The sequence below is a fragment of the Xanthomonas sp. NCPPB 1067 genome, from assembly GCF_020783795.1.
Lineage (GTDB): Bacteria > Pseudomonadota > Gammaproteobacteria > Xanthomonadales > Xanthomonadaceae > Xanthomonas > Xanthomonas melonis.
Map to the genome: position 1 here is coordinate 25638 of NZ_JAJGQG010000013.1, position 26781 is coordinate 52418.

The window sequence follows — 26781 nt, forward strand, 5'->3', positions numbered from 1 at the left end:
TTTCACATTCAGGAGTCGACGAAATGGGTAAGGGTGACCGCAAGACCGCCAAGGGCAAGCGCTACAATTCCAGCTACGGCAATTCGCGTTCGCACGCGGTGAGCAAGGTCGTCGTGGGTGCCGCCGCCCCGGTTGCCAAGAAGGGCGTGGTCAAGGCGCCGGCCAAGAAGGCTGTCGCCAAGAAGACCGTTGCCAAGGCGAGCTGATTCCAGCCCACTGTGCGACTTGAAGAACGCGGCGCCTGCGCCGCGTTTTTTTATGCCCGTCGTTCCTGCGCCCGCCCGTCGCTGGTGCGGCAGAAGGCGTGCCGGGAGTCGTTCGACCGGTGTGAGGCTCGGTTCATCGCTGGTCATGGGCTGGCGGGGCGGCGGATGGCGCCAGTAGTTGTTCGGCCAGCCCGCGGTAGATTGGGGTCTTGCAGACCAGACCGGACACCGCGCGGGCGATCAGCACCGTGGCCAGGATCGGCAGCAGCATCTGCCCGGTGTCGGTGAGCTCCAGCGAAATCACTGCCGAGGTCAGCGGCGCCTGGGTCACCCCGGTCAGATAGGCGCACATTCCCAGCAACACGAAGGTGCGCGGGTCCACGCCCGGCATCAGCGCCGACAGGTTGTGGCCGATCCCGGCTCCCACCGCCAGGGCCGGCGAGAACAGGCCGCCCGGGATGCCTGCCAGGTACGACACCAGGTTGGCCAAAAGCTTCATCAGGCCGAACTCATGGCCGACCTGCGCATGCCCCTGTACCAGGCTGCGCGCCTGTTCGTAGCCGGTGCCGAAGGCGCCTTGCCCGAACACCAGCGCCAATCCGACCAGCGCCAGCCCGCACGCGGCGGCCAGCAGCACCGGATGGCGCTGGCGCAACGCGCCCAGCCAGCGCGGCCTGCCGCCGACGCTGGCCAGCACCAGCCGCGCGAAGATTCCGCCGAGCAGGCCGGCCACGCTTCCGCACAGGGCGATCGCCAGCCAGGCACTGCCGAGCGGCAGTTCCACCGTCACCTTACCGAAGTAGGTATAGCTACCCAGCAGCCCCAGCGACACCACGCCGCCGACGATGACGGCGGTGAGCAGGGTGCCGGAGAAGCGGTGTTCGAAGCGGCCGCTCAATTCCTCGATCGCGAACACCACCCCGGCCAGCGGCGTGTTGAAGGCCGCCGCAATGCCGGCCGCACCGCCGGCCAGCAGGAAGTGCGAGAGTTCGCGCGGATCGTGAAAGCCGAACCAGCGCCCGAACACATGCATCAGGCTGGCGCCGACATGCACGGTGGGGCCCTCGCGGCCGACCGATGCGCCGCCCAGCAGCGACAGGGTGGTCAGCACGAGCTTGCCGACCGACACGCGCAGCGACAGATTGGTGGCGCGAAACGCCGGGTCCGGGTGCTCCAGCGCGGCAATGACCTGCGGAATGCCACTGCCGCGGGTGGGGCGCAACGCGCCGGAGGTCAGCCAGGCGAGCAGGGCGAAGATGCCCGGGGTGAGCAACAAGGCCCACCAGATCGAGTGCGCGACGATGCGTTGGAACAGATGGAAGGCCGCATCGCTGGCCTTGGCGAACACGATCGCCACCAGTGCCACGGCGATCGCGCCGCCCCACAGCGCGGCACGGCGGCGCCAGCCTTCGCTGGACAACAGCGGCCGCAGGCGACGCGGCGAGGAATCGGAACCGGACATCGCGGCATTGTCGCATTGCCTGGCCGTCACCCGGTCTGCAGCAGCCCACATTCCTGGACGAGCGGCGGTATCGGCCGCGTAGCCCGGGTGGAGCGACACGCCTGCGCACGGCACTTCAAGGCCAGGGCGCGGGACAGGCCGTGCGCCTTCGGCGTTGCGGCGCAGGCGCATCTGCCGCCCTGCGCGGCATCTGGCGCGATCGCGCGATCCCGCGGTCGCTGCCTGGTGCCACGGCTTCCGACATCATCGGCACGCCTGCGCGCAGCTACCTCCCGTCAGTGGCAGGTTGCACACGCAAGGCGGGCAGCAACACCGCCGCATCGCCATCGTTGGGCGCGGCGTCGATGCCCAGCAGGCGCGTCATCAATGGGTAGACGTCGACATTGTCGAAGCCCGGCAGGATCTTGCCCTGCGCCAGATCCGGGCCTTGCGCCAGGAACACCGCGCGCATCGACGGCAGTGCCGGATCGAAGCCGTGCGAACCGCGCATGCCTTGCGCTGGGCGCTTGGCCAGTTTTTCCGGGAACAGGGCATCCCAGCCTTCGTGCATCTGGCACACGATCGGAGGGATGCGTGGATGGCTGCCGTAATGCCAGCGCGCCGGTAGCTCCGCCTTGCGCCAGCAGTCGTATTGCGCATGCGCGCCGAGCAGGCGCGCCTCGGCGGCGGCCTGTTGTCCGGGTCGTGGTTCGAAGCCGATGACCTGGCCGTCGGTGACTGCCGTTGCCAGGGCGGGCGGCGCCATGCGTTCCACGCCGATCGCGTGGCCAGGGGGCACTTCGGCCATGCCGTGGTCGGAGACCACGAAGATGTTGGTGCGTGCGCGGGTGCCGTCGCGTTGCATGCCGTCCAGCAAGGTGCCGATGGCGGCATCCACTGCGCGTACGCTGTCGGCGTACTCGCGCGACTCCGGGCCATGGTCGTGGCCGGCTTCGTCCACGTGTTCGAAATACAGCGTGACCAGCCGGTTGCGGGCGCTGCCGGCGGCCTTGAGCCAGGCCCGCACCGCGTCCACGCGCGCCTGCATGCTCACGCCTTCTTCGTAATGGCGCCAATGCGTCGGACGTACCCCCTGGATCGCGGCTTCGCTGCCCGGCCATGACCAAGTGGCCGTATGCAGGCCGGCGCGTTCTGCGCCCACCCACAGTGGCTGGCCGCCCCACCAGCGCGCATCGCCCACCGCTTCCGGCTTGCTTAGCCAGAAAGTGCCCAGCGCCGGATCGCGCATGCTGTTGTGCACGATGCCGTGATGGTCCGGGCGCAGGCCGGTGATCAGGGTGTAGTGGTTGGGAAACGTCAACGAGGGATACGACGGTGTCATCCAGCGCGCACGCACGCCTTGGTGGGCGAGCAGAGACAGCGTGGGTGTGATGCCGCGATCGAGCATGTCCGCGCGCAGGCCATCGATGGAGATCAGCAGCAAGGTGTGCGGCGCGCCGTCCGGTGGCGGTGCCATCGGCGCCGGGGCCGTGCCTGGCTGCACTGCTGCGCTGCGCTGCGGGGGCTGGCTGGTACAGGCCGCGAGCAGGGCTATGGCGGCTGCGGCAAACACAAGACGTCGTTCGATCATGCCGGCGAGTGTACGGCGCAGCGATGACGTCGCGAAGTCAGCGCGGCGGGGCGGGCGGCTGGGCGAACAGATCGCCGACGCGGGCGAGCTGCCGTGGCGACCAGCCTTCCAGCTGCAACAGGGCCTGCTTGGTCGGCAAGCCGCCGCCGAAGCCGGTCAAGGCGCCATTGGCGCCGATCACGCGGTGGCAGGGCAGCACGATCGGCAGCGGATTGCGGCCGTTGGCCGCGCCCACCGCGCGACTGGCCGCCGGCCGGCCCACCGCCTGCGCCAGCTGCGCATAGCTCCAGGTCCGGCCGAACGGAATCTGCGCCAGCGTGTGCCAGACCTGCAGTTGGAACGGCGTGCCGGCAGGCGCCAGCGGCAGGTCGAACTGGCGTCGCCCGCCATGCAGATAATCGAGCAACTGCTCGCGTGCCTCGCGCACCAGCGCCGCGTCCGGATCGTGCACCCAGCGTGCGCGTCCGGCCGCGTCGTAGCGGTTCTGCGCGAACAGGATATGGCGCACGCCGGTCTGGTCGGCGGCAACGCTGAGTGCCCCGATCGGGGATGGGAAGGTGTCGTAATGCACGGTGCTCATGGGCGCGATTCCTTCAGGTCGGTGGCGAGATGCCACAGGTGCAGCACGGCGTAGGCGCGCCATGGCCGCCAGGCCTGCGAGCGCGTCTCGGTGGCGCGTTCGCTCAGCCGCAGCGGTGCGCCGAGTACCTGCTGCAGGATCAGGTCGCCGGCCGGAAACGCATCCGGATGCGAGAGCGCACGCATGGCGATGTAATGCGCAGTCCACGGCCCGATGCCCGGCAGGGCGGTACAGGCGGACACGAAGTCCGACAGGCGCTGTCCGGCGCCGAACTGCAGCCGGCCTTGCGCGCAGGCCGAGGCCAGCGCACGCAACGTGGCGGCACGTGCGCCCGGTAACCCGAGCTGTTCCAGCGGCGCATGAACGAGTTGTTCCGGTGTGGGAAAACTGCGATCCAGCCCCGGCGGCATGTCGGCGTGTCGCCCGCCATGGCGTTCGACCAGCCGCGCCGCCAGCGTCGCGGCACCGGCGACGCTGATCTGCTGGCCGAGCACCGCGCGCACCGCGATCTCGAAGCCATCCCAGCCGCCGGGTACGCGCAGGCCGGGTCGCCGTTCGATCGCTTCGGCCAGCAGCGGCTCGGGCGCCAGCGTGGCGTGCACGGCCTGCAGATCCGCGTCCAGGTCGAACAGCCGGCGCACGCGGCGCACGATCTGCGGAATCCGGCGCGGATCGGTGGCACCGATGCGCAGTAGCAGTTCGGCGCGCTGCGGTGCCGGCGCGACCTCGATCACGGTGGCGTTGCCTGGCGTGCCGATCACGCGGCGGTAGCTGGCGGTATCGATCTGCTCGATGCCCGGGATCGCCCGGCGCCGCAGGAAGGCCAGCATGGCTGGCCAATCCAACGGCGGCCGATAGCCCAGACGCAGCGTCAGCTCGCCGCCCGGCACCTCGGCGCGCTGCTTGCGCAATGCCGATGGCGGCATCCCGCAGCCCTCCAGGAATGCCGCATTGAACCGGCGCAGGCTGTTGAAGCCGGCCGCCAGGGCGACCTCGGTCACCGGCAGGGCGGTTTCGGTGAGCAACTGCTTGGCCAGTAGCAGCCGGCGGGTGCCGTACACCTGGATCGGCGTGGCGCCGAGCTGCTGCACGAACTGCCGTTGCAGTTGCCGCGCGCTGACCCCGACGGCATCGGCCAGGGCCTGTACCGGCTGCTCCTGCAGCACGCCTTCGGCAATCATCGCCAGCGCACGCTGCACGCTCTCTTCGCCAAGATGCTGCTGCGCCTGCGGAGACAGTTCCGGCCTGCAGCGCAGGCACGGCCGGTAGCCGGCCGCGCTGGCTGCCGCGGCGGTGGGGTAATAACTCACGTTGGCCGGTTTGGGCGCTGGCGCCGGGCACACCGGGCGGCAATAGATGCCGGTACTGCGCACGGCGGTGAAGAACAGCCCGTCGAAGCGTGCATCGCGCGCCAGGCGGGCGCGGTCGCATTGGGTCCGATCGGGCATGAGGGTCTGCATGGCGCCAGTCTATGCCCTCGTCCTGGTGCCGGCTGGCCGTTTTCGGACAGGGTTGCTCGAGCGGGCTGTGTTCATGGCGCGGTCAAATCCTCGACCGCTTCAGCCATAGACTGAAGGTGATCTTCGTCGCGCTCCGATGCTTGCCCATGTTCAAACCGCTATTTCTGTCACTCGTCTGTGTGTGCTCGCTGGTTGCCTGTGATCGCAGCGGTACCTCCGCCGATGCCGTCGGGGCGCCGCCGGCTGGTGCAGCGCAGGTGGGCGATGGCGACCATATGGTGTCGGTGGATACGCCCGACCCGATACCGCCGCCGCGCCCGCGTGCGCAGGCTGGCACCGCAGGCTGGCCGCAGGCGGAACTGGAAGCGGGCCAGGCCTGGATCAGTTGCGCCACCGATTACGGCAAGGAGGCCGGCGACGGCACGCTGTTGCCGGCACTGGACCGTGCCAGCGTGGAGGCCGCGCTGGCGCCGTGCCGCGAGACCGGCCTGGTACGGGTGCGCTATACAGGCAAGATCAACGCGGGTTTCGCCGCGCTGGTATGGCGGCTGGCCTCGGTGGCCGAGCAGTGGAAGCTGCCGCATCGCATCCTGGATCTGGATTCCAGCGGCGGCCAGGTGGAGGCGGCGATCCGGGCCGGCGATACCATCGGCGAATCCAACTGGACCATCTGGGTACGCGAAGGCTCGGTCTGCCACAGCGCCTGCGTGTTCGTGCTGGCGGCCGGAGACAACCGGCTGGTGGCCGGCAAGGTCGGCATTCACCGGATGATGCGGATCAGCTCGAAGGCGACCTCGCGGGCCGAGCTCAATCGCGAACTGCGCGAGGTCTACGGCAACGTCAAGGAATACCTGGAACGCAACGGCGTGGCAGTGGCGGTGGCCGACCTGATGATGACGGTGCCCAATCGCAGCCTGCGCCTGCTCACCATGGAAGAGCTGCGCGAATACGGCCTGGACGGAACCAACGCGGTGCAGGACGACCTGGAGCGCATCCGCCAGATGCGCAAGTGTGGCGAGGCGTTCGTGCGCCGCAAGGACGCGTTTCTGGTGGCGTTCGACCAGAAGTGCAAGGGCGAGGGCGCGGATCTGGATGCGGTCAATACCTGTGGGCTGGCCTTGAAACAGCGCTTCGGCTTTCCGGATACGGCCTGTCCGGAGGAAAGCCCGCTGGCCGAAACCGATGCTGCGGCGCTGCCGGCCACGCCAGCGCCGGATGCGCAGGGCAACGCGCCGAGCGACGCCGCGCAGCCGCCAATGCCGGCAACCGAGCCGCCTTCCGAAGCGGCCCGCGACGCAGCGCAGGCGGATCCCCCGATACCTGCGCCTGCCGACGGTTGAGGCCGTTGCGGCTTTCACGCACATCGCACTGAGCGCTGCCTATGGTCGCCGCACCACAACCGGTCAGGGGGCAGTATGCGAGGCAAGACCAAAGGCGTGTTACTGGCGTACCTGCCGTCGGCATTGCTGGTGCTGATCGGCTTTGGCGTGGCCGAATTGCTGCGCCTGGCGGCCGAGGCGATGCGTGAGCAGTGGCCGGCCACGCTGGCGACGTGGTTGAGCCTGGCAGCGCTGATTGCGGCCATTGCGCGAGCGTTCTGGGTGAGCTGGCGGCTATGGCGGCCGCGTGGCGTGACGCCGGTGCCGCCGGCATCCGGTGGTGAGGTGTAGAGGTCTTTCCTGACGGCTGCACAGTCGCCAGGTGGGCGCGGCCGTTGCGCGTCATTCCGCATCTACCCCACGCACACGCAGGTTCGGTGGGGTTCTCCACAGCGCTGCCGACCATGCGTGGCATGTCATCGACCTGGACCTTTCCAGCGCGAGCTCTACGCCATGCAACAGCAAATACCTCGCCTCCCGGGCATGCCATCGATTCGACCGCGATCGGCGATCTCCCTGGTGTGTCGACGATTGCGGGCCAATCGCATTGGCGGCTTGTTTTGCACGGGTCGCGGCATAGACTGCGCCGACGGCCGCACGGTGTGCGGCTCTTGACCCTTCCATCCGATCCAGCACAAAGGTGCCCGTCCATGCGTCGTCCCCGTTTGCTTGTTGCCCTGTTGTTCGCCCCGGCGCTGGTGTTCGCGCAACAACCGCAGCCTTCCAACCGCGCGGCCGCTGCTGTGGCGCAACCGGCACCCGCTGCGCAAAAGCCGGCAGCCGCGGCGCTGAACCCCGCGCAGCAGGCACAGGTGGCCAAGCAGGACATCGAAATGACCCAGGCCGCCTTGCGCGTGGCACAGATGGTCGATACCAACAAGGCTGCCGCCATCTGGGACGGCGCCTCCCGCGTGGCCAAGAGTGCGGTCAAGCGCGACGCCTTCGTGTCTCAGCTTGCCGGCGAGCGTGCGCGCCTGGGTGCGTTGGTCGGTCGCGGGCAGAGCTCGGTGACGCGGGTGAAGTATGGCCCTGGCGCGCAGGTGCCCGAAGGGCTGTACGTCAACGTGAATTTTCCGACCCGGTTCGCCAATGCGCCGCAGCCGGTGCGCGAACTGGTGTCGTTCCGTCTGGACGAGGACAAGACCTGGCGCGTTGCCGGCTACAGCCTGCGCACGGCGGCGAAGTGATGCGGCAATCGGCACGGAGACGCGCATGCAACTGACGATCGAATTGCAGATGCTGGGCTGGACCATGCTGCTCGGCCTGGTACAGCTGCTGGCCGCCTCGGCGAGCATGACCGCCCAGCGCGGCACCAAGTGGAACGCGAGCGCGCGCGATGGCGATGCCAAGCCGCTGACCGGCGTGGCGGCCCGCCTGGACCGCGCATTCCGCAATTACCTGGAAACCTTTCCGCTCTTCGCGGCTGCGGTGCTGGCAGTGAGCGTGGCGGGGCGTACCAGTGCGGAAACCGCCCTGGCCGTGCAGCTGTACTTCTGGGCACGCGTGGCCTATGTACCGGTCTATGCGGCCGGGATTCCCTATCTGCGCAGTGCGATCTGGGTGGTGTCGTTCTGGGGCATCGTCAAGCTGATCCGCGCGCTGCTGGGGATTTGATACGGCGCCGGTTACCACGACGGCGCCGGCATGCCAGACCTGGCGGCGCGCGTGGGTGCAGTGCCAGCGCGACTGGAATGCGCGGCGCTTGATCTGGATCAAGCGCCGCGCGCTCTGCCGACTCCAGACTGCGCGCATCGCTGACGACGGCTGTACCGCAGGCAGAAGGTGGATATCGCGACCATTGGCGCAGGGCCGGTAGGCCTGAGTCTTGCGCGCGCATTGGCCGGCACCGGCCTGTCGATGGTGCTGGTTGGTCAACAGCCGCAGGCGCAGCTGGCCGAGCCTGCCTTCGATGGGCGCGAGATCGCGTTGATCCATGCCTCGCGCGCCTTGCTGGAACAGTCGGACATCTGGCAGCGGTTTCCGGCTGAGGCGATCTCGCCATTGCGCGATGCGTGGGTCATGGAGGGGCGGTCGCCGTTCGCGCTGGAACCTACGCTGCGGGCCGCGCACGTGAAGGCACCGTTCAAGCGGGCGATTGCCGCGCACCTGATCCAACGCACTGCCTGAGCCGGCCAGGCGAATCCATTCGCGCCTGCGGTTGCAGCGGGCACGGGCGCAACGCTGGTGCGTTCAGTCGGCGTCGGCAGCGTCGAGGTCCATGGCCATCACGCGGATCTCCACATCCTCCAGCTGCACGACCTGGCCGGGACGGATCTTGGCGGTCTTGCGCAGTTCCTGCGCACCGTCGACGTTGACCGCTCCGCTGGCGACGATGGCCTTGCCCTGGCCGCCGCTGTCGGCAAGGCCGGCCAGCTTGAGCAGCTGGTGGAGCTCGATGTAGTCGCCGTCGATGTCGAATTCCAGGATCTGCATGCTGCGCTCGCTGACAAAGTAGGGCGATTATCCGCCTGCGGCAGGCGGCAATACCACCATGAGCGGGCGCCGCGATGAGGCGCAGTGGCCATGGGACGTTGCGCGTGCAGGGCTGCGGGATTGGACACCACCGCTTGCGCTCACTCGCGCCGGAAACGCGCGATCTCCTCCCGCAGTCCGCTTGCACGGGTGATGCTGCGCCCGGCATGCGCCTCGTCCAGGCGATCCAGCCAGGGATGGCGTGCGCGCCCGGTTCGTAGCGGGGGAACGCCTGCCACAGCTGGGCGGCGATTTCCTGAGCCAGCTCGTCGCGGTCGTCGCGGTCGCGGCAATCGCTGGCCGCCACCTTCAGCACGATGCCGTGATGCTGTCGCAACAGGCTGTTGAAGCGGGCGTGGAGGTCTGTTTCCGAGGGCATGAGGCAGGCGCGGAGAGGGGAGGCAGGCAGGCTTGGGAGGGTGATTCGCCGGACCGGGCGAATCCTCACAACCTGAACGGACTGTCACGGCCCTTCGACAGCGAGGGGGGTAAGGGCGCACACTATGCTGCTTTGCGCCTGCCGGCTCCGTGCGGCGCCTCCGGAGTTACCCATGACCCAAGAATCTTCCGCGCCGCTGCTGTTTGCAGACCTCGGCCTCTCGGACGCTGTGATGAAGGCCGTTGCCGCCGTCGGCTACGAGTCGCCGTCGCCGATCCAGGCCGCCACCATTCCGGCGCTGCTGGCCGGCCGCGACGTGCTCGGCCAGGCCCAGACCGGTACCGGCAAGACCGCCGCGTTTGCGCTGCCGGTGCTGTCCAACGCCGATCTGCACCAGGTCAAGCCGCAGGCGCTGGTGCTGGCGCCCACGCGCGAGCTGGCCATCCAGGTCGCAGAGGCGTTCCAGAAGTATGCCGAAGCCATTCCTGGCTTCCGCGTGCTGCCGGTCTACGGCGGCCAACCGTATGCCCAGCAACTCAGCGCGCTCAAGCGCGGCGTGCACGTGGTGGTCGGAACCCCGGGCCGGGTGATCGATCACCTGGATCGCGGCACCCTGGACCTGTCCCAGCTCAAGACGCTGGTGCTGGACGAAGCCGACGAAATGCTGCGCATGGGCTTCATCGACGATGTCGAGGCCGTACTGAAGAAGCTGCCCGAGCAGCGCCAGGTGGCGCTGTTCTCGGCCACCATGCCACCGGCGATCCGCCGTATCGCGCAGACCTACCTGCAGGAGCCGGCCGAAGTCACCATCGCGGCCAAGACCACCACCTCGGCCAACATCCGCCAGCGTTACTGGTGGGTGAGCGGCCTGCACAAGCTGGACGCGCTGACCCGCATTCTCGAGGTCGAGCCGTTCGACGGCATGATCATCTTCGCGCGCACCAAGGCGGCGACCGAGGAACTGGCGCAGAAGCTGCAGGCGCGCGGCATGGCCGCGGCCGCCATCAACGGCGACATGCAGCAGGCCGCACGCGAGAAGACCATCGCCCAGCTCAAGGACGGCAAGCTGGACATCCTGGTCGCCACCGACGTGGCCGCGCGCGGCCTGGATGTGGAGCGCATCAGCCATGTGCTGAATTACGACATCCCCTACGACACCGAAAGCTATGTGCACCGCATCGGTCGCACCGGGCGTGCCGGTCGCAGCGGCGAGGCGATCCTGTTCGTCACCCCGCGCGAGAAGGGCATGCTGCGTTCGATCGAACGCGCCACCCGCCAGCCGATCGAAGAGATGCAATTGCCCAGCGTGGATGCGGTCAACGACACCCGCGTGGCGCGCTTCATGAGCCGCATCAGCGAAACCCTGGCGGGTGGGCAGATCGAGTTGTATCGGGACCTGCTGCAGCGTTTCGAGAGCGAGAACAACGTGCCGGCGATCGATATCGCCGCAGCGCTTGCCAGGCTGCTGCAGGGCGATGCGCCGTTTCTGCTGACCCCGCCGGTGCGCGGCGCCCGCGAGGATGCCGCGCCGCGCGAGCGGCACGAGCGTGCCGATCGCGGCGAGCGCCCGCGCTTCGAGCCGAAGTTCGAGCGCGGCCCGCGTGCCGACGGCGAGCGCGCTCCGCGTCCGCCGCGTGGCGAAGATGCCGGCGAGCGTCCGCGTCGTGAGCCGGCCCCACGTGGCGAGCCGGAGTTCGGCATGGAGAGCTACCGCATCGAAGTGGGCCACAGCCATGGCGTGAAGCCGGCCAACATCGTCGGCGCGATCGCCAACGAGGCCGGTCTGGAGAGCCGCTACATCGGCCGCATCGACATCCAGCACGACTACTCGATCCTGGACCTGCCGGCGGACATGCCGCGCGAACTGCTGCAGCACCTGAAGAAAGTGTGGGTGTCCGGCCAGCAGCTCAACATGCGCAAGCTGGAAGATGGCGAGGCCGCCGCCGCCGCGTCCAAGCCGCGCTTCCCGCGCGGGGCCAAGCCCTCGGGCCGTCCGAACGGTCCGGCGCGGCCGACGGACCGCTTCGGCGCGCCGCATCGCAAGGGGCCGCCCAAGCCGCGCGGCGAGTAAGCGCGGTCAAGCGGGGCCGTTGCCGGGGGCGTGCCGGTCGCGTCTTCACCGGGTAGGCGCGGTGGGTGCAGAACATCCGCGCGTGTCCAGCGATTGCGCACTGCGCGTGGCTACGCCATGGCGTCTCTCGTTCGGAGGCGGGGCAGGGCGCCGGCGGCGCCGCGCCAGTCGAGATTGCTATGCATGGGGGTGCATGACGCCGCTGACGCCTCGGGGCACTCCACAGCGGCCGGCAACTGCGCCGGTTGTATCCGAGCGGTCTGCCGCGGCATCCGCCATGGCGAGCGAACGCGGCCATACAGCTTGGGCCGTTGCGGCCGCTACTGGCTTCAGGCGCCCACTGGCTGCCTGAAGCGTACGAGGTGGCGAAGGGGCGATGACAATGGCGCAGGCGGCACGCGGCAACGGCAATGGTCAGACCATGCACATGGTGCGCGGCTGGCTGACGCTGCCTTTGGCGCTGCTGCTCGGCGCTGCCGTGGTCATGGCCGTGGTGTCGGCGCTGGCGATCGAGACCCAGTCCGGTGCGACCGCCTGGATCGTTGGCGAGAGCCATTGGTCCAAGGCCCAGCAGGAATCGGTCTATTGGCTGGAACGGTATCTGGGCAGTGGCGATCCGGCCGACCTGCAGGCCGCCTGTCGCGCGCTGGCGGTGCCGCTGGGCGACCGCACGGCGCGCATCGCGGTCGAACAGCCGACGATCGACTGGGAACTGGTCAATGCCGGCCTGAGCGCCGGCCGTAATGCCCAAGAGGACATGCCGCAAATGGTGCGGCTGTATCGCTACGGCCAGGGTTTTCCCTATCTGGGCGATGCGATCGCGCTGTGGAAGCAGACCGATGCCGACATCCTGCAGCTCAGTTCGCTGGCCGATCGCGCGGCCTCGGCGCAGGCCACCGGCCAGCCGGATCCGCACATCCTGAAGGCCCTGCGCGAGGAGCTGCACCTGCTCGATGGGCGCATGCGCCACAACGCGGCCCAGTTCCTGACACTGCTGACCCGCTCGGTGCGGCTGCTGCGCGATGTGATGGCGATCTGCAGTCTGGCCACCCTGCTGCTGGTGGTGACCACCTGCGTGCTGGCCACCCGCCGCATCCGCGATTATCTGCTGTCGCACGAAGGGCGTTTTCGCACTGCATTTCAGCAGGCCGCGCTGGGCATGGTGAAATTCGATCTGCGCGGCCATGTGCTGGATGCCAATGCATCGATGGCCAACATCCTGCGTTATCGCCCGGAGGAATTGCAGGCCTGCACGCTGGCCCAGGTGATGCACCCGGACGATATCGTGCTGGACAGCCGCGGCATGATCGACTGGCCGCGGCTGCTGCAATCGGCCGAGCTGCGGTTTCTGCGCGCCGATGGCGGGGTGATGTGGGGGCGCTGGAGCGCTTCGCTGGTGGAGCCGGGCCCGGAGGAACCGACGCTGGTGCTGGCGGTGATCGAGGATGTCTCGCACGCGCACGAGCTGGCCGAGGAGGTCGCGTTCCATGCGCGGCACGATGCCCTGACCGGCCTGATCAACCGGCGCGAGATCGAGCGACGGCTGCTGCGCCTGATCGAGGGGCCGCATCCGCCGCAGACCTGCCATGCGCTGTGCTTCGTCGATCTGGACCACTTCAAGCTGGTGAACGACACCTTCGGCCATGCGGTCGGCGACAAGTTCCTGTGCCACTTCGCCGATGTCATCACCATGCAGCTGCGGCCCGGCGACTGGCTGGGACGGCTGGGCGGGGACGAGTTTGCGATCCTGCTGGCCAACACCGATCTGGCCCAGGCGCAGTCGCTGCTGGAGCGCATGCACGGCGTGCTCGGGCAGCCGTGGAGCCACCAGGGCGGGCGCCCGCTGACGCCGAGTTGCAGCTTCGGCGTGGTGGAGATCCGCGATGGCGCCAGCGACGTCAACGCCTTGATGACCGCCGCCGATCTGGCCTGCTTCGCAGCCAAGGAAGAAGGGCGCAACCGCATCCGTTGTTTCGGCGAAAGCGATCTGGCGCTGGCGCGGCGCCGCCACGATGGCGGCTGGATCAGCGCGGTGCAGCAGGCCATCGCCGAGGACCGGCTACTGCTGTATGCACAGAAGATCCAAGTGCTGAGCGACCCCACGCGACTGCAGTACGAGGTGCTGGTGCGCATGCGCGCGCGCGACGGGCGCGTGCTGAACCCGGGCGAATTCCTGCCTGCGGTGGAGCGCTACGGGCTGGGGCGCATGGTCGATGCGCATGTGCTGGAAACACTGTGTGCGCAACTGTCGGCCAACCCGCTGCATGTGGCGAGCCTGGACCTGTGCCACGTCAACCTGTCGGCGCAGTCGATCGCGCAGCCGGATTTCCTCGACTTCGTGTGCGCCCTGTTCGAACGCTATCCCGCCCTGGTGTCCAAGCTATGCATGGAGATCACCGAGACCGCAGTCATCGGCGATCTGGAGCACGCGCAGCGTTTCGTGCAGAGCGTGCGCTCGCGCGGCTGCCATGTGGCGCTGGACGACTTCGGCAGCGGGCTGGCCTCGTTCGCCTACCTCAAGCAGTTCACCGTCGACGTGCTGAAGATCGACTGCGGCTTCGTGCGCAACTATGCGCACGATGCGGTGGACCGCGCCGCGGTGCATTCGATCGCCCAGGTCGGGCTGGCGTTGGGTATCGAGGTGGTGGCCGAAGGCGTGGAGTCGGAAGCCGATATTCCCGGCCTGCGCGAGGCCGGTGTGGGCCAGGTGCAGGGATTCAGCCTGCATCGCCCGTGTCCGCTGGAAGAGCTGTACCTGCCGCAGCCGCGATTGGCGGTATCTGGCTGAGCGTGCGCGTGAGCGATGCGCGCGACCGCGTCGTGCGCGCGCGTCGCCGCCGACCGGAGCGATAGCGGCCCGCCCGACATGTCGCGGCGCACGTTCGGTCAAGAGCGGCTCACAGGACGTAGCGAGCGGTCGTCAGGTGGGTGTGGACGGCGCGGAGGAACCGGAATGTACGAGTGGTACATGCCGATTCCGAGCACCGGCCGCGCCCGCCTGGCGGCTGCGCAGTAGTTCTATTAGCTGCTCTAAATCGCCGATAATCTGCCGATGACGACCCGACTCAACAAACACATCGCCGAAACCGGCTTCTGCTCGCGCCGCGAGGCCGATCGCCTGATCGGCGAGCGCCGCGTCACCGTCAATGGCGTGGTGGCCGGCACCGGCGCGGTGGTGGGCGAGGACGATGCCGTGCTGGTGGACGGCCAACCGCTGCGCGCACGCGAGGCGAAAACGCCCGGCGGCCGCAAGCACGTGTACATCGCGCTCAACAAGCCGGTGGGCGTGACTTGCACCACCGAGAGTTCGGTCAAGGGCAACATCGTCGACTTCGTCGGCCACGAACAACGCATCTTTCCGATCGGACGTCTGGACAAGGACTCCGAAGGACTGATCCTGATGACCAGCAACGGCAACATCGTCAACGAGATCCTGCGCGCCGAAAACCGCCACCAGAAGGAATACCTGGTAGCTGTCAACAAGGCAGTCACCGACGACTTCCTGCGCGGCATGGCGCGCGGCGTGCGCATCCACGACCAGACCACCCTGCCGTGCCGCACCGCGCGGATCGCCAAATTCGGCTTCCGCATCGTGCTGGAGCAGGGCTTGAACCGACAGATCCGCTTGATGGCCGCCGCGTTCGGGTACCGGGTGACGCAGTTGCGCCGGGTGCGCATCGACAACATCAAGCTGGCCGCGCTCAAGCCAGGGCAATGGCGCAATCTCAGCGACGCCGAACTGCGCGGGCTGCTGCCGCAACGGACCGACTGGTGAGCCGGCCGGCGGGATGAACCGCAGGACAGCTGCGTGGCCGCCTGCCGGCCGCGCGGATGGCTCGGCGAGGCGGGCTCCTGCATACTGCCGGCGATAACCACGCAACAGGGGGGGCTGGCCGCGTGATCAAACCGCAACTGCCCGGGAACGAAGCGCAGCGGCTGATCGCGCTGCGGCAGTACGACGTGCTGGATTCACCGCCCGAGCGCGCCTTCGACGACCTCACACTGGTAGCCTCGACCGTGTGTGAGACACAGATGGCCGCCGTGGTGCTGGTGGACGAACACCGTCAATGGTTCAAGTCCGCACACGGCGTGCCGCGCAGCGAAGCCTCGCGCGACATCTCCTTCTGCGCGCATGCCATCCTGCGTCCTGACGAGGTGATGACGGTCGAAGACACCTTGCTGGACCCGCGCTTTTTCGATAACCCGATGGTCACCGGCGAAGGCGCGGTGCGCTTCTACGCCGGCGCGCCGCTGGTCACCAGCGAAGGCATGGCGCTGGGCTCGCTGTGCGTGTTCGACCAGGCGCCGGCGCATCTGCGCGAGGATCAACGCGCCGCCCTGCAGGCGTTGTCGCGGCAGGCGGCGCAGTTGCTGGAGCTGCGCCTGGCCGGCAGGCAGTTGCGCCAACAGCTGCGCGAGCGCGACTGGTACGAGCAGCAGATGGCGCAGTACTACGCGGCCATGGAGGCGCTCAATGCCGATCTGGTGGAGCAGACCCGTACCGACCCGCTGACCGGACTGCCCAATCGCCGCGCATTCGCAGCTGCGCTTGCCGCGGCGACGCAACAGACGCGTCTTGCGAACCGGCCACTGTCGGTGGCGCTGCTGGACGTGGATCACTTCAAGGTGGTCAACGATGTGCATGGGCACGACGAGGGCGATCGGGTGTTGCGTGAGCTGTCCTCGCTGTTGCGGGCGCATGTCGCGGGCGCCGGCACCATTGCGCGCTACGGCGGCGAAGAGTTCGTGCTGCTGCTGCCGGATCTGGATCTGCAGCAGGCGCGGCTGCAATGCGAGTATCTGCGGCAAGGCGTGGCCGCGATGACGAGCGCATTGCCGGTGACGGTCAGCATCGGCGTGGCCATGCTGTCGGCGCACGACACTGCCGAATCGGTGATCAAGCGCGCCGACGAGGCCCTGTATGCGGCCAAGCGGGGCGGGCGCGATCGGGTGGTGGCGCTGGAGTAGCGGCGCGTTCGCCGGCCCGCAACACTCTCAGTCCACGATGTTCTTGGCTTCGGCGGTGCCCAGCACTTCTGGATGGACTACCCGGTGCCGACGTTCCAGGATCGGGTGCAGGAACACCGCGCCGAGAATGATCGCCACTCCGAGATAGAACTGCAGCGTGAGTTCGCGTTGTTCGCCCAGCAGGGCGATCGCCAGCACGATGGCGTAGACCGGTTCGAGGTTGGTCACCAGTTGCACCGAATAGGCGCTGAGATGGCGCAATGCCACCAGCGCCAGCGCAAACGGCAGCAAGGTGCAGGCCAACGACAAGGCCAGCAGCAGCAGGCCGTCGTGCAGGCCGGGGACGACCAGCAGATCGCCATGCAGCGATGGCAGCAGCATCGGCATGGCCGGTGCCAGCAGCGTCAAGGTCAGCGTGCCGGCGCCCAGCTCCAGGGCGGTGACGGTGAGCGGGTCGGCATGCGTCACCATGCGCTTGTTGAGCGAGCCGAACAGCCCGACGAAGATCGCCGAGATCGCGCCCACCACCACGCCGGCGCGCATGCCGTCCGGGACGCCGCCGACCACCAGTGCCACGCCCGGCAGGACGGCCAGCCCGAACAGCAATTCGCGTGGGCGGAACGGTCGCTGCGTCACCCATGGCTCGATCACTGCGGTGAACACCGGTGCCAGCGCGATGCAGGTAGCCGCCACCGAGGCGTTGGCCAGTTTGATCGCACCGTAGAAGGTCAACCAGTGCAGGGCGACCAACGCACCGATGCCGCAATAGCCCAGCACCACCCGCCTGGACAGGCCGCGCAGTCCGCGCCACACACGCGGCCACAATGCCAACGCCGCCACCACGATCAGCATGCGCCACCACACCAGCGGCAGCGCCTGCAGGGTGATCAGCTTGCCGAGGATTGCGGTGATGCCCCAGAGCAGGACGCAGAAATGAATTTGCAGTTGCGCCTTGCGCAGGTCGGTCTTGGGCATGCGCCATTGTCGCCGAAATGCGCTGCCCTGGTGCCGTGCAGTGCCTCTCGCCCCACACGCCTGAGCATGGCCGCAGCGCCTGGCCTGCGCGCCGCTCGCGCTACGCCATCGCCATCGCTAGCGGGCCGTGAGTTCCTGCAGCAGTGCCATCGCTGCTGCCGGGTTGCGCTCCTTCGCCGCGCTGATGAAGAACACGAACACCTCGCGTGGCGCGTTGGTGGCCGGCGAGGCAGTTGCCACATGCGGCAGATCCGCCGGGTCCTCGCCGTGTCGCCAGGCCTGGATGCGTGCCGCCCACCGCTGCAGGGCCGGGGCCGGATAGCCGGCATGCAGGCGGGCCTGGCTGCGCATCAGGCGCGCATAGACGAAATCGGTGGACAGGTCCGCGAACGAGGGATGCTCGTCCGAATCGGTGAACACCGTGGCCACGTCGTGCTGGCGTACCAGCGCCAGCAATGCTGCGTCCACGGCCGCCGGGTCGCGGATTTCCAGCACGTGCCGCATGCGGCGCTTGCCCACCTGCCTGGGCAGCAGGGCCAGAAATCCGGCCAGATCATCGTGTGCCAGCCGATGCCCCTGTTCGAACTGCCACACCAACGGGCCCAGCGTATCGCCCAGTTCGACGATGCCGCCGACGAAGTCTTCGATCTGGGCACGGGTACCGGCCAACCTGCGCGACTGGGTGATCCGGCGCGGCGCCTTGGCCGAGAAGACGAACCCTGCCGGCACTTGATCGCGCCATTTCGCATAGGTCGCCGGCTTCTGCGCGCCGTAGTAGGTGCCGTTGATCTCGATGGCAGTGACATGACGGCTGGCGTATTCCAGCTCGCGACGCTGCACCAGCCCTTCGGGATAGAACATGCCGGCGCGCCATGGCGCATAGACCCAGCCACCGATGCCGATGTGGATGCCTTCCAGCGAGGGCGGCGCAGCCGCGAACAGATCGGTCATGGCAGGAACTCGTTGAAGGGACAGGGACGGTGGCGCTGTCCGCTCGGGAAGTGGAGGCCGCCGTGCAGCGCAGCCAACGAAACTAGCATGCAGCCGGCAGGCGGGCGCGGCCGGTGCTCCACTCCTCATGTACCGTTCGTACATTCCGGTTTCGAGCGCGCCGTCCATCCCTGCCCGACGACTGTTTGCTACGTTTCCGTCAGCCGCTTCAGTCTGGCACCTGTCGCTGCGATGGCACGTGACAGGGGCGGATGGCGCGTATCTGTCCCGCCGGACCGGCGGCTGCATGCTGGCGCAGTACGGCCGTGAGCGCGCCATGCGGCGGACTGCGCGCGCCAGCATCAGGCTGTCTGCCTGCGCGCCAGCGCGCGCTTTTTCATTCACAGCCACCCGGGTATCGACGCGGACGGCTACCATGCCCACTCGTCCGCATGAGACCGCATCGATGACCTGGACCACGTCCGATCTGTGTGACAGCTTTCCCGAGGTGATCGTTGCCGAGCCGCTGTTTCGGCACTTCGGCGGCCGCACGGCGTTCGCCGGCCCGATCGCCACGGTGCGCTGCTTCGAGGACAATTCGCGCGTGCGGGAGCTGGCGTCCATGCCCGGCCATGGGCGTGTGTTGGTGGTGGACGGGCAGGGTTCGTCGAAGCACGCGCTGCTCGGCGACCGGATCGCCGCACAGGCGGTGGCCAACGGCTGGGCCGGCGTACTGATCCACGGGTGCGTGCGCGATGTGGCTAGCCTGGCGACGCTGCCGCTGGGCGTGCTGGCGCTGGCCGCCTGCCCGCGCCGCACCGAACGGCGCGATCTGGGCGAGACCGATGTACCGGTCAACTTCGCTGGCGTGGCATTCGTGCCGGGGCACTGGCTATACGCCGATGTCGACGGAGTTCTGGTTTCGACGTTGCCGCTGCCGCTGAACGGCGGCGCCGGTGTGGTCTGATCGAAAATGGGGGGCGTGGCAGTGACTTTGAATCAATGGTTGACGGGGGGAATGCTGATGCTGGCGACCTTGACCTCGACGCAGGCGGCGCAGTTGCCGGACGGGATGCAGCAATTCGATGCGCAGGTCGAGCGCGTGCGCAAGCAGTTCGATGTGCCCGGGATCGCGGTGGCCATCGTCAAGGACGGCGAGATCGTGCTGGAGCGCGGCTATGGCGTGCGCGAGACCGGCAAGCCGGAACCGGTGCAGGCCGATACGCTGTTCGCGATCGCTTCCAACACCAAGGCCTTCACCGCCGCATCGCTGTCGATCCTGGCCGACGAGGGCAAGCTCTCGCTCGACGACAGGGTCATCGAGCATCTGCCATGGTTTCGCATGTCCGACCCGTACGTCGGCAACGAGATGCGCCTGCGCGATCTGCTGGCGCACCGCAGCGGCCTGAGCCTGGGTGCGGGCGATCTGTTGTTCTGGCCCACCACCAGCTATACCACCGAAGAGGTCGTGCAGCGGCTGTCCAAGGTGCCGTTGAAAGGCGGCTTCCGCGATCGCTACGCCTACGACAACATTCTCTATGCGGTCGCGCAGAAGGTGATCGAGCAGGTTTCCGGACAATCCTACGCGCAGTTCCTGCAGCAGCGCATCTTCGCTCCGGTCGGCATGCGCGGCGCGCGCTTCAATGCCGATCATCTGCAGCCTGGCGACAACGCCGCCGTCGGGCACGCCAAATACGACTTCACCGACTTGCGCACCGTCGCGCCGTTGACCTGGTCCAACAACTCCGGCGCCGGCGGCATCTACGCCAGCGCGCATGACATGGCATTGTGGATGAAGGTTCAGCTGGCCGGTGGCCAGTTGCCGGATGGCACGCCGTTGTTCAGTGCCAAGCGTCAGCGCGAGATGTGGTCGATGATCACGCCGATCACCGTTGGCGACGCACCGGTCCCCGAGCTGGCCGGCGCGATGCCGAACTTCGCCGGTTATGGCGAGGGCTGGAGCCTGAGCGATTACCGTGGCCATCGCATGGTGTGGCATACCGGCGGCTGGCCCGGCATGGTGTCGCGGTTGACGCTGTTGCCGGAGCAGAAGCTGGGTGTGGTGGTGCTGACCAATCAGGAGGTCGGGGCCGCCTTCGGTGCGCTGACCCTGCAGGTGCTGGACGCCTATCTGCACTTGCCGCCAACCGATTGGACCACGGCCTATGCCAAGGCGGTGGAAAAGACCGGCGCCGACGCCGATGCCGGCTGGGCGCGGCATCGGCAGGCACGCGCCGCACGCTCGACACCATCGCTGCCGCTGAGCGCTTATGCGGCGACCTATCGCGACCCGTGGTACGGCGATGTGGTGATCCGCCAGGACGGAAAACGACTGCGCATGCAGTTCGCCAAGACCGCGCAATTGCTCGGCACGCTGGAGCACTGGCAGCACGACAGTTTCATCGTGCGCTGGGACGATCGCTCCTTGAATGCCGACGCCTTCGTCAATTTTGCGCTGACCGCAGACGGCGCGGTGCGCGAGCTGCGGATGGAGGCGGTGTCGCCGCTGACCGATTTCAGCTTCGATTTCCAGGACCTGGTGCTGACGCCGGTGACGGCGGAGTCCGCGTCGCAGCAATGACGCGCTTGCGGCCGCCGCGCATGCCGCCGCGGCCACCGGCCCACGCTGGCACGCACGTGGTCGCACGCGCCGGCTGAGTGATGCGCGGCGTCGCGTGATGCCGAAGCACGACGCGCAGGCCGGGCGCGCGCCAGTGACCGTCGCGCTACCGCCAGCCGACAAGGCTGGTTATGATCCGCGCACTTCTCAAGGATGTCGCCTGGCGCATGACCACTCCGCAGATGTCGGTGTATTTCTTCCTGCAGGCCGCTGCGATCCTGCTGGTCTGCCGGTTCGTGGGCTTGCTGGCCAAACGGCTGGGGCAGCCACAGGTGGTGGGCGAGATGATCGCCGGCGTGATGCTGGGGCCGTCGTTGTTCGGCCTGCTGCTGCCGCAGTGGCAGGCGGCGTTGTTTCCCAAGCAGACCATGGACGTGCTGTACGTATTCGCGCAGTTCGGCGTGGGTCTGTACATGTTCCTGGTGGGCACCGACTTCCGTGGCGATCACTTCCGTGCGCGCTACCGCAGCGCGATGAGCGTCTCGCTGGCCGGCATTGCGGTACCGTTCGCTCTGGCGTTCGCGTTGTGCCCGTGGCTGCTGACGGTGGGTGGGCTGTTTTCGGAGAAGGCCAAGCTGCTGGAAGCGTCGTTGTTCCTGGGCGCGGCCATCGCCATCACCGCATTCCCGATGCTGGCCCGCATCATCCACGAGCGTGGCCTGACCAACAGCCCCCTGGGCACGCTGGCGCTGACTGCAGGCGCATTCGACGACGCTGCAGCCTGGTGCATCCTGGCGGTGGTACTGGCGAGCTTCGGCGGCAGTTGGGGCAGTGCGTACCTGGCCATCGGCGGAGGGATCGGCTATGCGGTGTTCATGATCTTCGTCGGGCGTCGTCTGCTGCGCCGGTTGGCCGACCATGTGGTGCCCGGTCAACCGCTTGGAAACGGCGTGCTGGCGGTGGTGCTGATGCTGTTCTGCGTCAGCGCCTGGGCGATGGACGCGATCGGCATCCATGCGGTGTTCGGCGGCTTCCTGCTCGGCGTCTGCCTGCCCAAGGGCCCCTTGACCGAAAAACTGCGCGAGATGATGCAGCCGTTCGTGGTGGTCTTGCTGCTGCCCTTGTTCTTCACCTACTCGGGTCTGAAGACCCAGCTCAGCGTGTTGCTGCAGCCGCAGATCATGCTGGCCGGTGTCGTGATCCTGGCCGCCTCGTTCGCCGGCAAGGGCCTGGCCTGCTGGGCCGCGGCGCGCGCCACCGGCGAGAACAATCGCGACGCGATGGCGATCGGCTCGCTGATGAATGCACGCGGGCTGATGGAGCTGATCATCATCAATATCGGCTTGCAGGCCGGAGTGATCGAGCAGGGCCTGTTCTCGGTATTGGTGCTGATGGCGATCCTGTCCACGCTGATGGCCACGCCGTTGTTCAACTGGATCATGCGCCGGCACGCCAACGTGACCGACGGGGTGCCGAGCCTGCAGGGGCGGTGATCCGCCGTCAGCCGCCGGCCTGGGCGGCTGAGAGCGGCCGACAAAGCGACCGCGTCAGCCGCTCAGAACAGATATCAACGGGCACAGCTGTCGTCTAGCACCGGTTCGATGCCGTGGTGCCGCGATGGCTGGCTCCGCAGGCACGGCAGTCTCTGCAAGCCGGCGTCGCTGCTTTGGCGCTGCCGTAACCGCCGGCTCGCGCCGATCGCCACTGCACGCCGACGTCCGATCGGCTAGCCTGGGCGCCCGCTGTCGGCGATGTGGCTGCAATGTTCCGCTGGTTCGAATCCCTGATCGATATTTTCCCGCCCATCGAGCGGGACATGCCGCCGCGCAGCGTGTGGCGGTTCTATCTGCATTACCTGCGGCCGCTGTGGCCGATCCTGCTCGCTACGCTGCTGGCGGGATTGCTGCTGGCGCTGGTGGAAGTGGCGATGTTCGACTTCCTGGGGCGCATCGTGGACATGCTGGCCGAGCGGCCAGGGCCGGACTTCTTCCGGCGCCATGCCGGCGAGCTGGCGTGGATGGCGGGCATCACCCTGATCGCGCGGCCATTGTTCACCGGTCTGCACAACCTGCTGGTCAATCAGGCCATCGTGCCGGGCCTGAGCAATCGGTCGCGCTGGCTGATGCACAACTACGTGGTGCGGCAGAGCCTGGGTTTCTTCAACAACGATTTCGCCGGCCGCATCGCCAACCGGGTGATGCAGACCGGCACCTCGTTGCGCGAATCGGCGGTGCAGATGGTCGATGCCCTCTGGTACATCGTGGTCTATACCGGCAGTGCATTGTGGCTGTTCGCCCAGGCCGATCCGTGGCTGATGGCGCCGCTGCTGATCTGGCTGGTGGTCTATGTGGCGCTGATGGCGTTCTTCGTGCCGCGCATGAAGGCGCGCGCCTGGGTCGCCTCGGATGCGCGCTCCAAGGCGACCGGCCGCATCGTCGATGGATACACCAACATCTCCACGCTAAAGCTGTTCGCGCATGCCGGCCGCGAGCAGGCCTATGTGCGCGATGCCATCGACGAACTGGCGGTCAAGCACCGGCGGCAGACGCGGGTGACCACCGCGATGGACACCGCCATCGCCATGGCCAACGGCTTCCTGATCGTAGGCACCTGCGCGCTGGCGCTATGGCTGTGGAGTCGCGGCCAGATCAGCGTGGGCGCGATCACGCTGGCCACCGGTCTGGTCATCCGAATCCACAACATGTCCGGCTGGATCATGTGGACGGTCAACGGCATCTTCGAAGATATCGGCACCGTGCAGGACGGCATGCAGACCATCTCGCAACCGGCGCAGGTACAGGATGCGCCCGATGCGGTGCCGCTGCAGGTGACCCAGGGGCAGGTACGGTTCGAGCAGATCCACTTCCACTACGGCAAGCGCGGCGGCGTGATCGCCGGGCTGGACCTGCAGGTGCGCGCCGGCGAGAAGATCGGTCTGGTCGGGCCGTCCGGGGCCGGCAAGTCCACCCTGGTCAACGTGTTGCTGCGGCTCTACGACCTGGAACAGGGGCGCATCCTGATCGATGGGCAGGACATCGCGCAGGTCACGCAGGAAAGCCTGCGCGGACAGATCGGATTGGTGACCCAGGACACCTCGCTGCTGCATCGTTCGATCCGCGACAACCTGTTGTACGGTCGCCCGCAGGCCAGCGAGGAGCAGCTGCTGGAGGCGGTGCGCAAGGCGCGCGCGGAAGACTTCATCGACACGCTGGTGGATGGCGAAGGCCGCCGCGGCTTCGATGCGCATGTGGGCGAGCGCGGAGTCAAGCTCTCCGGCGGTCAGCGCCAGCGCATCGCCATCGCGCGCGTGCTGCTCAAGGACGCACCGATCCTGATCCTGGACGAGGCCACCTCTGCACTGGATTCGGAGGTGGAGGCGGCGATCCAGGACAGTCTGGATGCGCTGATGGGGGACAAGACGGTGATCGCGATCGCGCACCGGCTGTCGACCATTGCGCGCATGGACCGGCTGGTGGTGATGGATGGCGGGCGCATCGTCGAGACCGGCACCCACGCCGAGTTGATCGCGCATGGCGGGCTGTATGCCAGGCTATGGGCGCGGCAGACGGGTGGGTTCGTTGCGGTGGATGGGTGAGGGGGCTTTCCTGGGGTAGCGTGCATGTGCAACCACCGCAGCAACACGCCCCTCTCCTGGGGGAGAGGGGTTGGGGTGAGGGTACGGGGCGGAGCAATGGGTGCGTCACCTTCAAAGACGCGTGGCGACGCGTTTGTCATTGCAGAGACGCGTAAACTTCTGCGGCGCCCCTCATCCGCCCCTGCGGGGCACCTTCTCCCGCATGCGGGAGAAGGGGATGGATCGAATCCGCAGAAGCTTCGCAGGAGCTTCTCTTTCGCGTGCGCGAGACGGATCAATCACTCGATCGGCTGATCCAGCATCAACTCGCGCGCGAAGAGCACCGGCGGGGCGCCGTAGGACAGCACCTTGTCGTGGTAGGCCTTCAGCTCGAACGTGTCGCCGAGCTTCTCCTGCACCGCCTTGCGCGTATCCAGATGTTCCTGCACGCCGACGAAGTAGGTCGGCAACTGCGCCGACGACAACTGCGCACGCACCCACTTGCCCGCCGCTTCGCTCTCCTGCTGGAAGGTATCGTGGGTCATCAGGTGCATCGCCTTGTCGCGATCCCAGCCGTCCACATGCACGCCCTGGTCGAGGATGGCATTGGCAATGGTGCGCAGATAGAACTTCAACTGCACCAGGTGGAACAGCGGGTCATTATCCAGATAGCCCTGTTCCTGCATCATGCGCTCGGTGTACACCGCCCAGCCCTCGGCGAACATGCCTGAGCGCAGCACCGCACGCAGCGTGGAGGGGAACTTCGCCGAATGCCAGCCTTCCAGGTAGTGGCCCGGCGTGCCTTCGTGGATGCTGAGCAGGTGGATCATGCGGGTGTTGTATTCGCGCAGGAACGAGTCGACCTGCTTGTCGTTCCAGTCGTCGGGAATCGGCGATACCGCGTAGAAGGTCTTGAGGTTCTTGTCGAGCGGGCCTGGCGAATCGCAGTACGCCACCGCCACGCCACGCTGGAATTCGGGCATCAGGATGATGTCGACCGGCGCATCGGGCAGCGTCATCAGATCCTTCTGGCGTACGAACTCGGTGGATTGCGCCAGCGCCGCCTTGGCCTGCTCCACCACCTTGTCGCGTGCGGGCTTGTCGGCATAAGCCAGTTCCAATGCAGCCTCGATCGCAGCCTGTTGCTGGTCGTCGGTCGGAGACTCCGGCAGCTTCGGGGCTCCGGGCTTGTCCTTGAGCACGCTGCGCGCAATACCGTACATTTCGCTGCGCACGCGCTTGAGCTCGGATTCGGCGCGCTGCTTGATGTCGGCACGCGACAGCGACGACAGCAGCGCGAATTTCAGCTTCTGGTCGTATTTTTCCGCACCGACGCGGAAGTCGCCCTTGGCATTGGGCACCAGCACGGTGTCCAGCCAGGTCTGCTGCTCGGCGACCGCCTTCTTCAGGTTGTCGATGGCTGCCTGCGCGCGCGCCGCCTCGATCGGGCCCAGCTGGCTGATGTTGGGCGCGATGAAGGTGTCGACGATGCTGAGGATGCCCTTGTTCTGCTTGGCCACCGTCTCTGCATGGATCTTCGGCACGCGTGCCGGGTCCAGGTTGGCACGCGCCTGCGCAAAGATGCCGGGAATCTTTTCCATGCGCTGGGTAGCCGCGCTCAGGCGCTCGGGCAGCGGTGCGAATTCGCGCGCCATCAGGCCGTACAGGGCGCTGCCGGCCAGGCTGTTATAGACCTGCGGGTCCCAGGCCCAGCTCTGCAGCACTTCGGTATTCCAGATCTCCGATTGCAGCTGATTGCGCAGGATGGCGGCGTCCACCTGGTTCTCGCGCGAGAGCTTGGCCACATCGACCGCGTCCAGTTCGGCCAGCAAGGTCTTGTTGGCTTCCAGGCTGCGCTGGCGGCCGCCGTCGCTGAGGTCGTCTATCTGCGCATCGAAGCGGTGGTCGCCAGTCTGCGTGGCAGTGACCGGCGACAGCTGCATCCAGGTGTCGAGCGCGCGCTTGGACAGCGCGGCAAATCGCGCATCCGGGGTTTGCGCATTCTGCGCGTCGGCAGCGGAACCGGCATCGGCACGCGGGGATTCGGGCTGCTGCTGGCAGGCACCGAGGCCGGCGAGCAGGGCAAGGACGAGCAGGCGTTGACGCATCATGGATCCTGATGAGGGCAAACCGCCAGCATAGGCATCCGTGCGCCCGTCCGCATCCGCCATTGGTTTAGAGTGGCTGCCGGGCCG

Annotated in this window: 22 protein-coding genes, 2 other RNA genes and 1 pseudogene; 15 read left to right on the top strand and 10 right to left on the bottom strand. The window is 67.6% G+C overall.

Translation table 11 applies throughout. The features are described 5' to 3' along the window. Positions 1-23: 23 nt before the first annotated feature. On the top strand, positions 24-206 hold the full coding sequence (locus tag LL962_RS11575; RefSeq protein WP_104587346.1) for a 30S ribosomal protein THX: 183 nt from the start codon (positions 24-26) through the stop codon (positions 204-206). 133 nt (positions 207-339) lie between these two features. On the opposite strand, the gene LL962_RS11580 is transcribed toward LL962_RS11575, so the two are convergent. The 4 genes from LL962_RS11580 to LL962_RS11595 form a co-directional block, all read right to left on the bottom strand. After that, on the bottom strand, positions 340-1719 hold the full coding sequence (locus LL962_RS11580) for a chloride channel protein (protein WP_228317043.1): 1380 nt from the start codon (positions 1717-1719) through the stop codon (positions 340-342). A 214-nt stretch (positions 1720-1933) separates the two neighbouring features. Beyond that, entirely contained in the window at positions 1934-3238 is a 1305-nt protein-coding gene (locus LL962_RS11585) for an alkaline phosphatase family protein (RefSeq protein ID WP_228316994.1), read from the bottom strand. A gap of 37 nt (positions 3239-3275) precedes the next feature. Then, complete coding sequence (locus tag LL962_RS11590; protein WP_228316995.1) at positions 3276-3818, bottom strand: methylated-DNA--[protein]-cysteine S-methyltransferase; 543 nt, start codon at positions 3816-3818, stop codon at positions 3276-3278. Then, complete coding sequence (locus tag LL962_RS11595) at positions 3815-5278, bottom strand: DNA-3-methyladenine glycosylase 2 (protein ID WP_228316996.1); 1464 nt, start codon at positions 5276-5278, stop codon at positions 3815-3817. Before LL962_RS11595 ends, LL962_RS11590 begins: the two co-directional genes overlap by 4 nt. A 146-nt stretch (positions 5279-5424) precedes the next feature. On the opposite strand from LL962_RS11595, the gene LL962_RS11600 reads away from it, so the two are divergent. The 5 genes from LL962_RS11600 to LL962_RS11620 all read left to right on the top strand — a co-directional run bounded on the left by LL962_RS11600 (position 5425) and on the right by LL962_RS11620 (position 8784). After that, positions 5425-6618, top strand: a complete 1194-nt coding sequence (locus LL962_RS11600) for a hypothetical protein (protein WP_228316997.1) — start codon at positions 5425-5427, stop codon at positions 6616-6618. A gap of 75 nt (positions 6619-6693) precedes the next feature. Further along, positions 6694-6948, top strand: a complete 255-nt coding sequence (locus LL962_RS11605) for a hypothetical protein (protein ID WP_104587352.1) — start codon at positions 6694-6696, stop codon at positions 6946-6948. Positions 6949-7307: 359 nt separating this feature from the next. Continuing rightward, entirely contained in the window at positions 7308-7844 is a 537-nt protein-coding gene (locus tag LL962_RS11610; RefSeq protein WP_228316998.1) for a DUF4019 domain-containing protein, read from the top strand. A 25-nt stretch (positions 7845-7869) separates the two neighbouring features. Then, positions 7870-8271: an MAPEG family protein gene (locus LL962_RS11615; RefSeq protein ID WP_228316999.1), complete on the top strand. Its 402-nt coding sequence runs from the start codon at positions 7870-7872 to the stop codon at positions 8269-8271. 168 nt (positions 8272-8439) lie between these two features. Next, entirely contained in the window at positions 8440-8784 is a 345-nt protein-coding gene (locus LL962_RS11620) for a hypothetical protein (protein ID WP_329957062.1), read from the top strand. A 63-nt stretch (positions 8785-8847) separates the two neighbouring features. On the opposite strand, the gene LL962_RS11625 is transcribed toward LL962_RS11620, so the two are convergent. Together LL962_RS11625 and LL962_RS11630 are read right to left on the bottom strand one after the other, a co-directional pair. Beyond that, positions 8848-9090 (bottom strand): RNA-binding S4 domain-containing protein, encoded by a 243-nt coding sequence (locus LL962_RS11625; protein WP_228317000.1) that lies wholly within the window; start codon positions 9088-9090, stop codon positions 8848-8850. A 226-nt stretch (positions 9091-9316) separates the two neighbouring features. Then, positions 9317-9508: pseudogene (locus LL962_RS11630) on the bottom strand (sigma factor); the annotation flags it as partial. A gap of 172 nt (positions 9509-9680) precedes the next feature. On the opposite strand from LL962_RS11630, the gene LL962_RS11635 reads away from it, so the two are divergent. Together LL962_RS11635 and LL962_RS11640 are read left to right on the top strand one after the other, a co-directional pair. Continuing rightward, positions 9681-11579, top strand: coding sequence for a DEAD/DEAH box helicase (locus LL962_RS11635; RefSeq protein WP_228317001.1), 1899 nt, complete (start codon positions 9681-9683; stop codon positions 11577-11579). A 382-nt stretch (positions 11580-11961) separates the two neighbouring features. Then, on the top strand, positions 11962-14367 hold the full coding sequence (locus LL962_RS11640) for a putative bifunctional diguanylate cyclase/phosphodiesterase (RefSeq protein WP_228317044.1): 2406 nt from the start codon (positions 11962-11964) through the stop codon (positions 14365-14367). 106 nt (positions 14368-14473) lie between these two features. Here LL962_RS11640 and LL962_RS11645 read toward each other — a convergent pair. Then, a non-coding RNA gene (locus LL962_RS11645) (sX9 sRNA) lies at positions 14474-14549 on the bottom strand. An 82-nt stretch (positions 14550-14631) separates the two neighbouring features. On the opposite strand from LL962_RS11645, the gene LL962_RS11650 reads away from it, so the two are divergent. Next, complete coding sequence (locus LL962_RS11650) at positions 14632-15354, top strand: pseudouridine synthase (protein ID WP_228317002.1); 723 nt, start codon at positions 14632-14634, stop codon at positions 15352-15354. Between the two features lie 56 nt (positions 15355-15410). Beyond that, on the top strand, positions 15411-16547 hold the full coding sequence (locus tag LL962_RS11655; protein ID WP_228317003.1) for a GGDEF domain-containing protein: 1137 nt from the start codon (positions 15411-15413) through the stop codon (positions 16545-16547). A 27-nt stretch (positions 16548-16574) separates the two neighbouring features. Here the strand turns inward: LL962_RS11655 and LL962_RS11660 are convergent, their stop codons facing one another. After that, on the bottom strand, positions 16575-17522 hold the full coding sequence (locus LL962_RS11660) for a DMT family transporter (RefSeq protein WP_228317005.1): 948 nt from the start codon (positions 17520-17522) through the stop codon (positions 16575-16577). 117 nt (positions 17523-17639) lie between these two features. Further along, the gene (locus LL962_RS11665; RefSeq protein WP_228317006.1) at positions 17640-18473 is read right to left on the bottom strand and encodes a DUF72 domain-containing protein; all 834 of its coding nucleotides are present in this window, start codon (positions 18471-18473) and stop codon (positions 17640-17642) included. Positions 18474-18600: 127 nt separating this feature from the next. Between LL962_RS11665 and LL962_RS11670 the strand changes: the two genes are divergently transcribed. The 5 genes from LL962_RS11670 (at position 18601) to LL962_RS11690 (ending at position 24607) form a co-directional block, all read left to right on the top strand. Next, a non-coding RNA gene (locus tag LL962_RS11670) (sX9 sRNA) lies at positions 18601-18678 on the top strand. Between the two features lie 240 nt (positions 18679-18918). Beyond that, positions 18919-19419, top strand: a complete 501-nt coding sequence (gene rraA, locus LL962_RS11675; protein WP_228317045.1) for a ribonuclease E activity regulator RraA — start codon at positions 18919-18921, stop codon at positions 19417-19419. Positions 19420-19440: 21 nt separating this feature from the next. Then, positions 19441-21033, top strand: coding sequence for a serine hydrolase (locus LL962_RS11680; protein WP_228317007.1), 1593 nt, complete (start codon positions 19441-19443; stop codon positions 21031-21033). 206 nt (positions 21034-21239) lie between these two features. After that, positions 21240-22505 (top strand): cation:proton antiporter, encoded by a 1266-nt coding sequence (locus tag LL962_RS11685; RefSeq protein WP_228317046.1) that lies wholly within the window; start codon positions 21240-21242, stop codon positions 22503-22505. A gap of 269 nt (positions 22506-22774) precedes the next feature. Then, positions 22775-24607 carry an ABC transporter ATP-binding protein gene (locus tag LL962_RS11690; RefSeq protein WP_228317008.1) on the top strand — a complete coding sequence of 611 codons (1833 nt, stop codon included), beginning with the start codon at positions 22775-22777 and terminating at the stop codon, positions 24605-24607. 278 nt (positions 24608-24885) lie between these two features. Here LL962_RS11690 and LL962_RS11695 read toward each other — a convergent pair whose 3' ends face one another. Continuing rightward, positions 24886-26694 carry a DUF885 domain-containing protein gene (locus LL962_RS11695; RefSeq protein WP_228317009.1) on the bottom strand — a complete coding sequence of 603 codons (1809 nt, stop codon included), beginning with the start codon at positions 26692-26694 and terminating at the stop codon, positions 24886-24888. Positions 26695-26781: the final 87 nt, after the last annotated feature.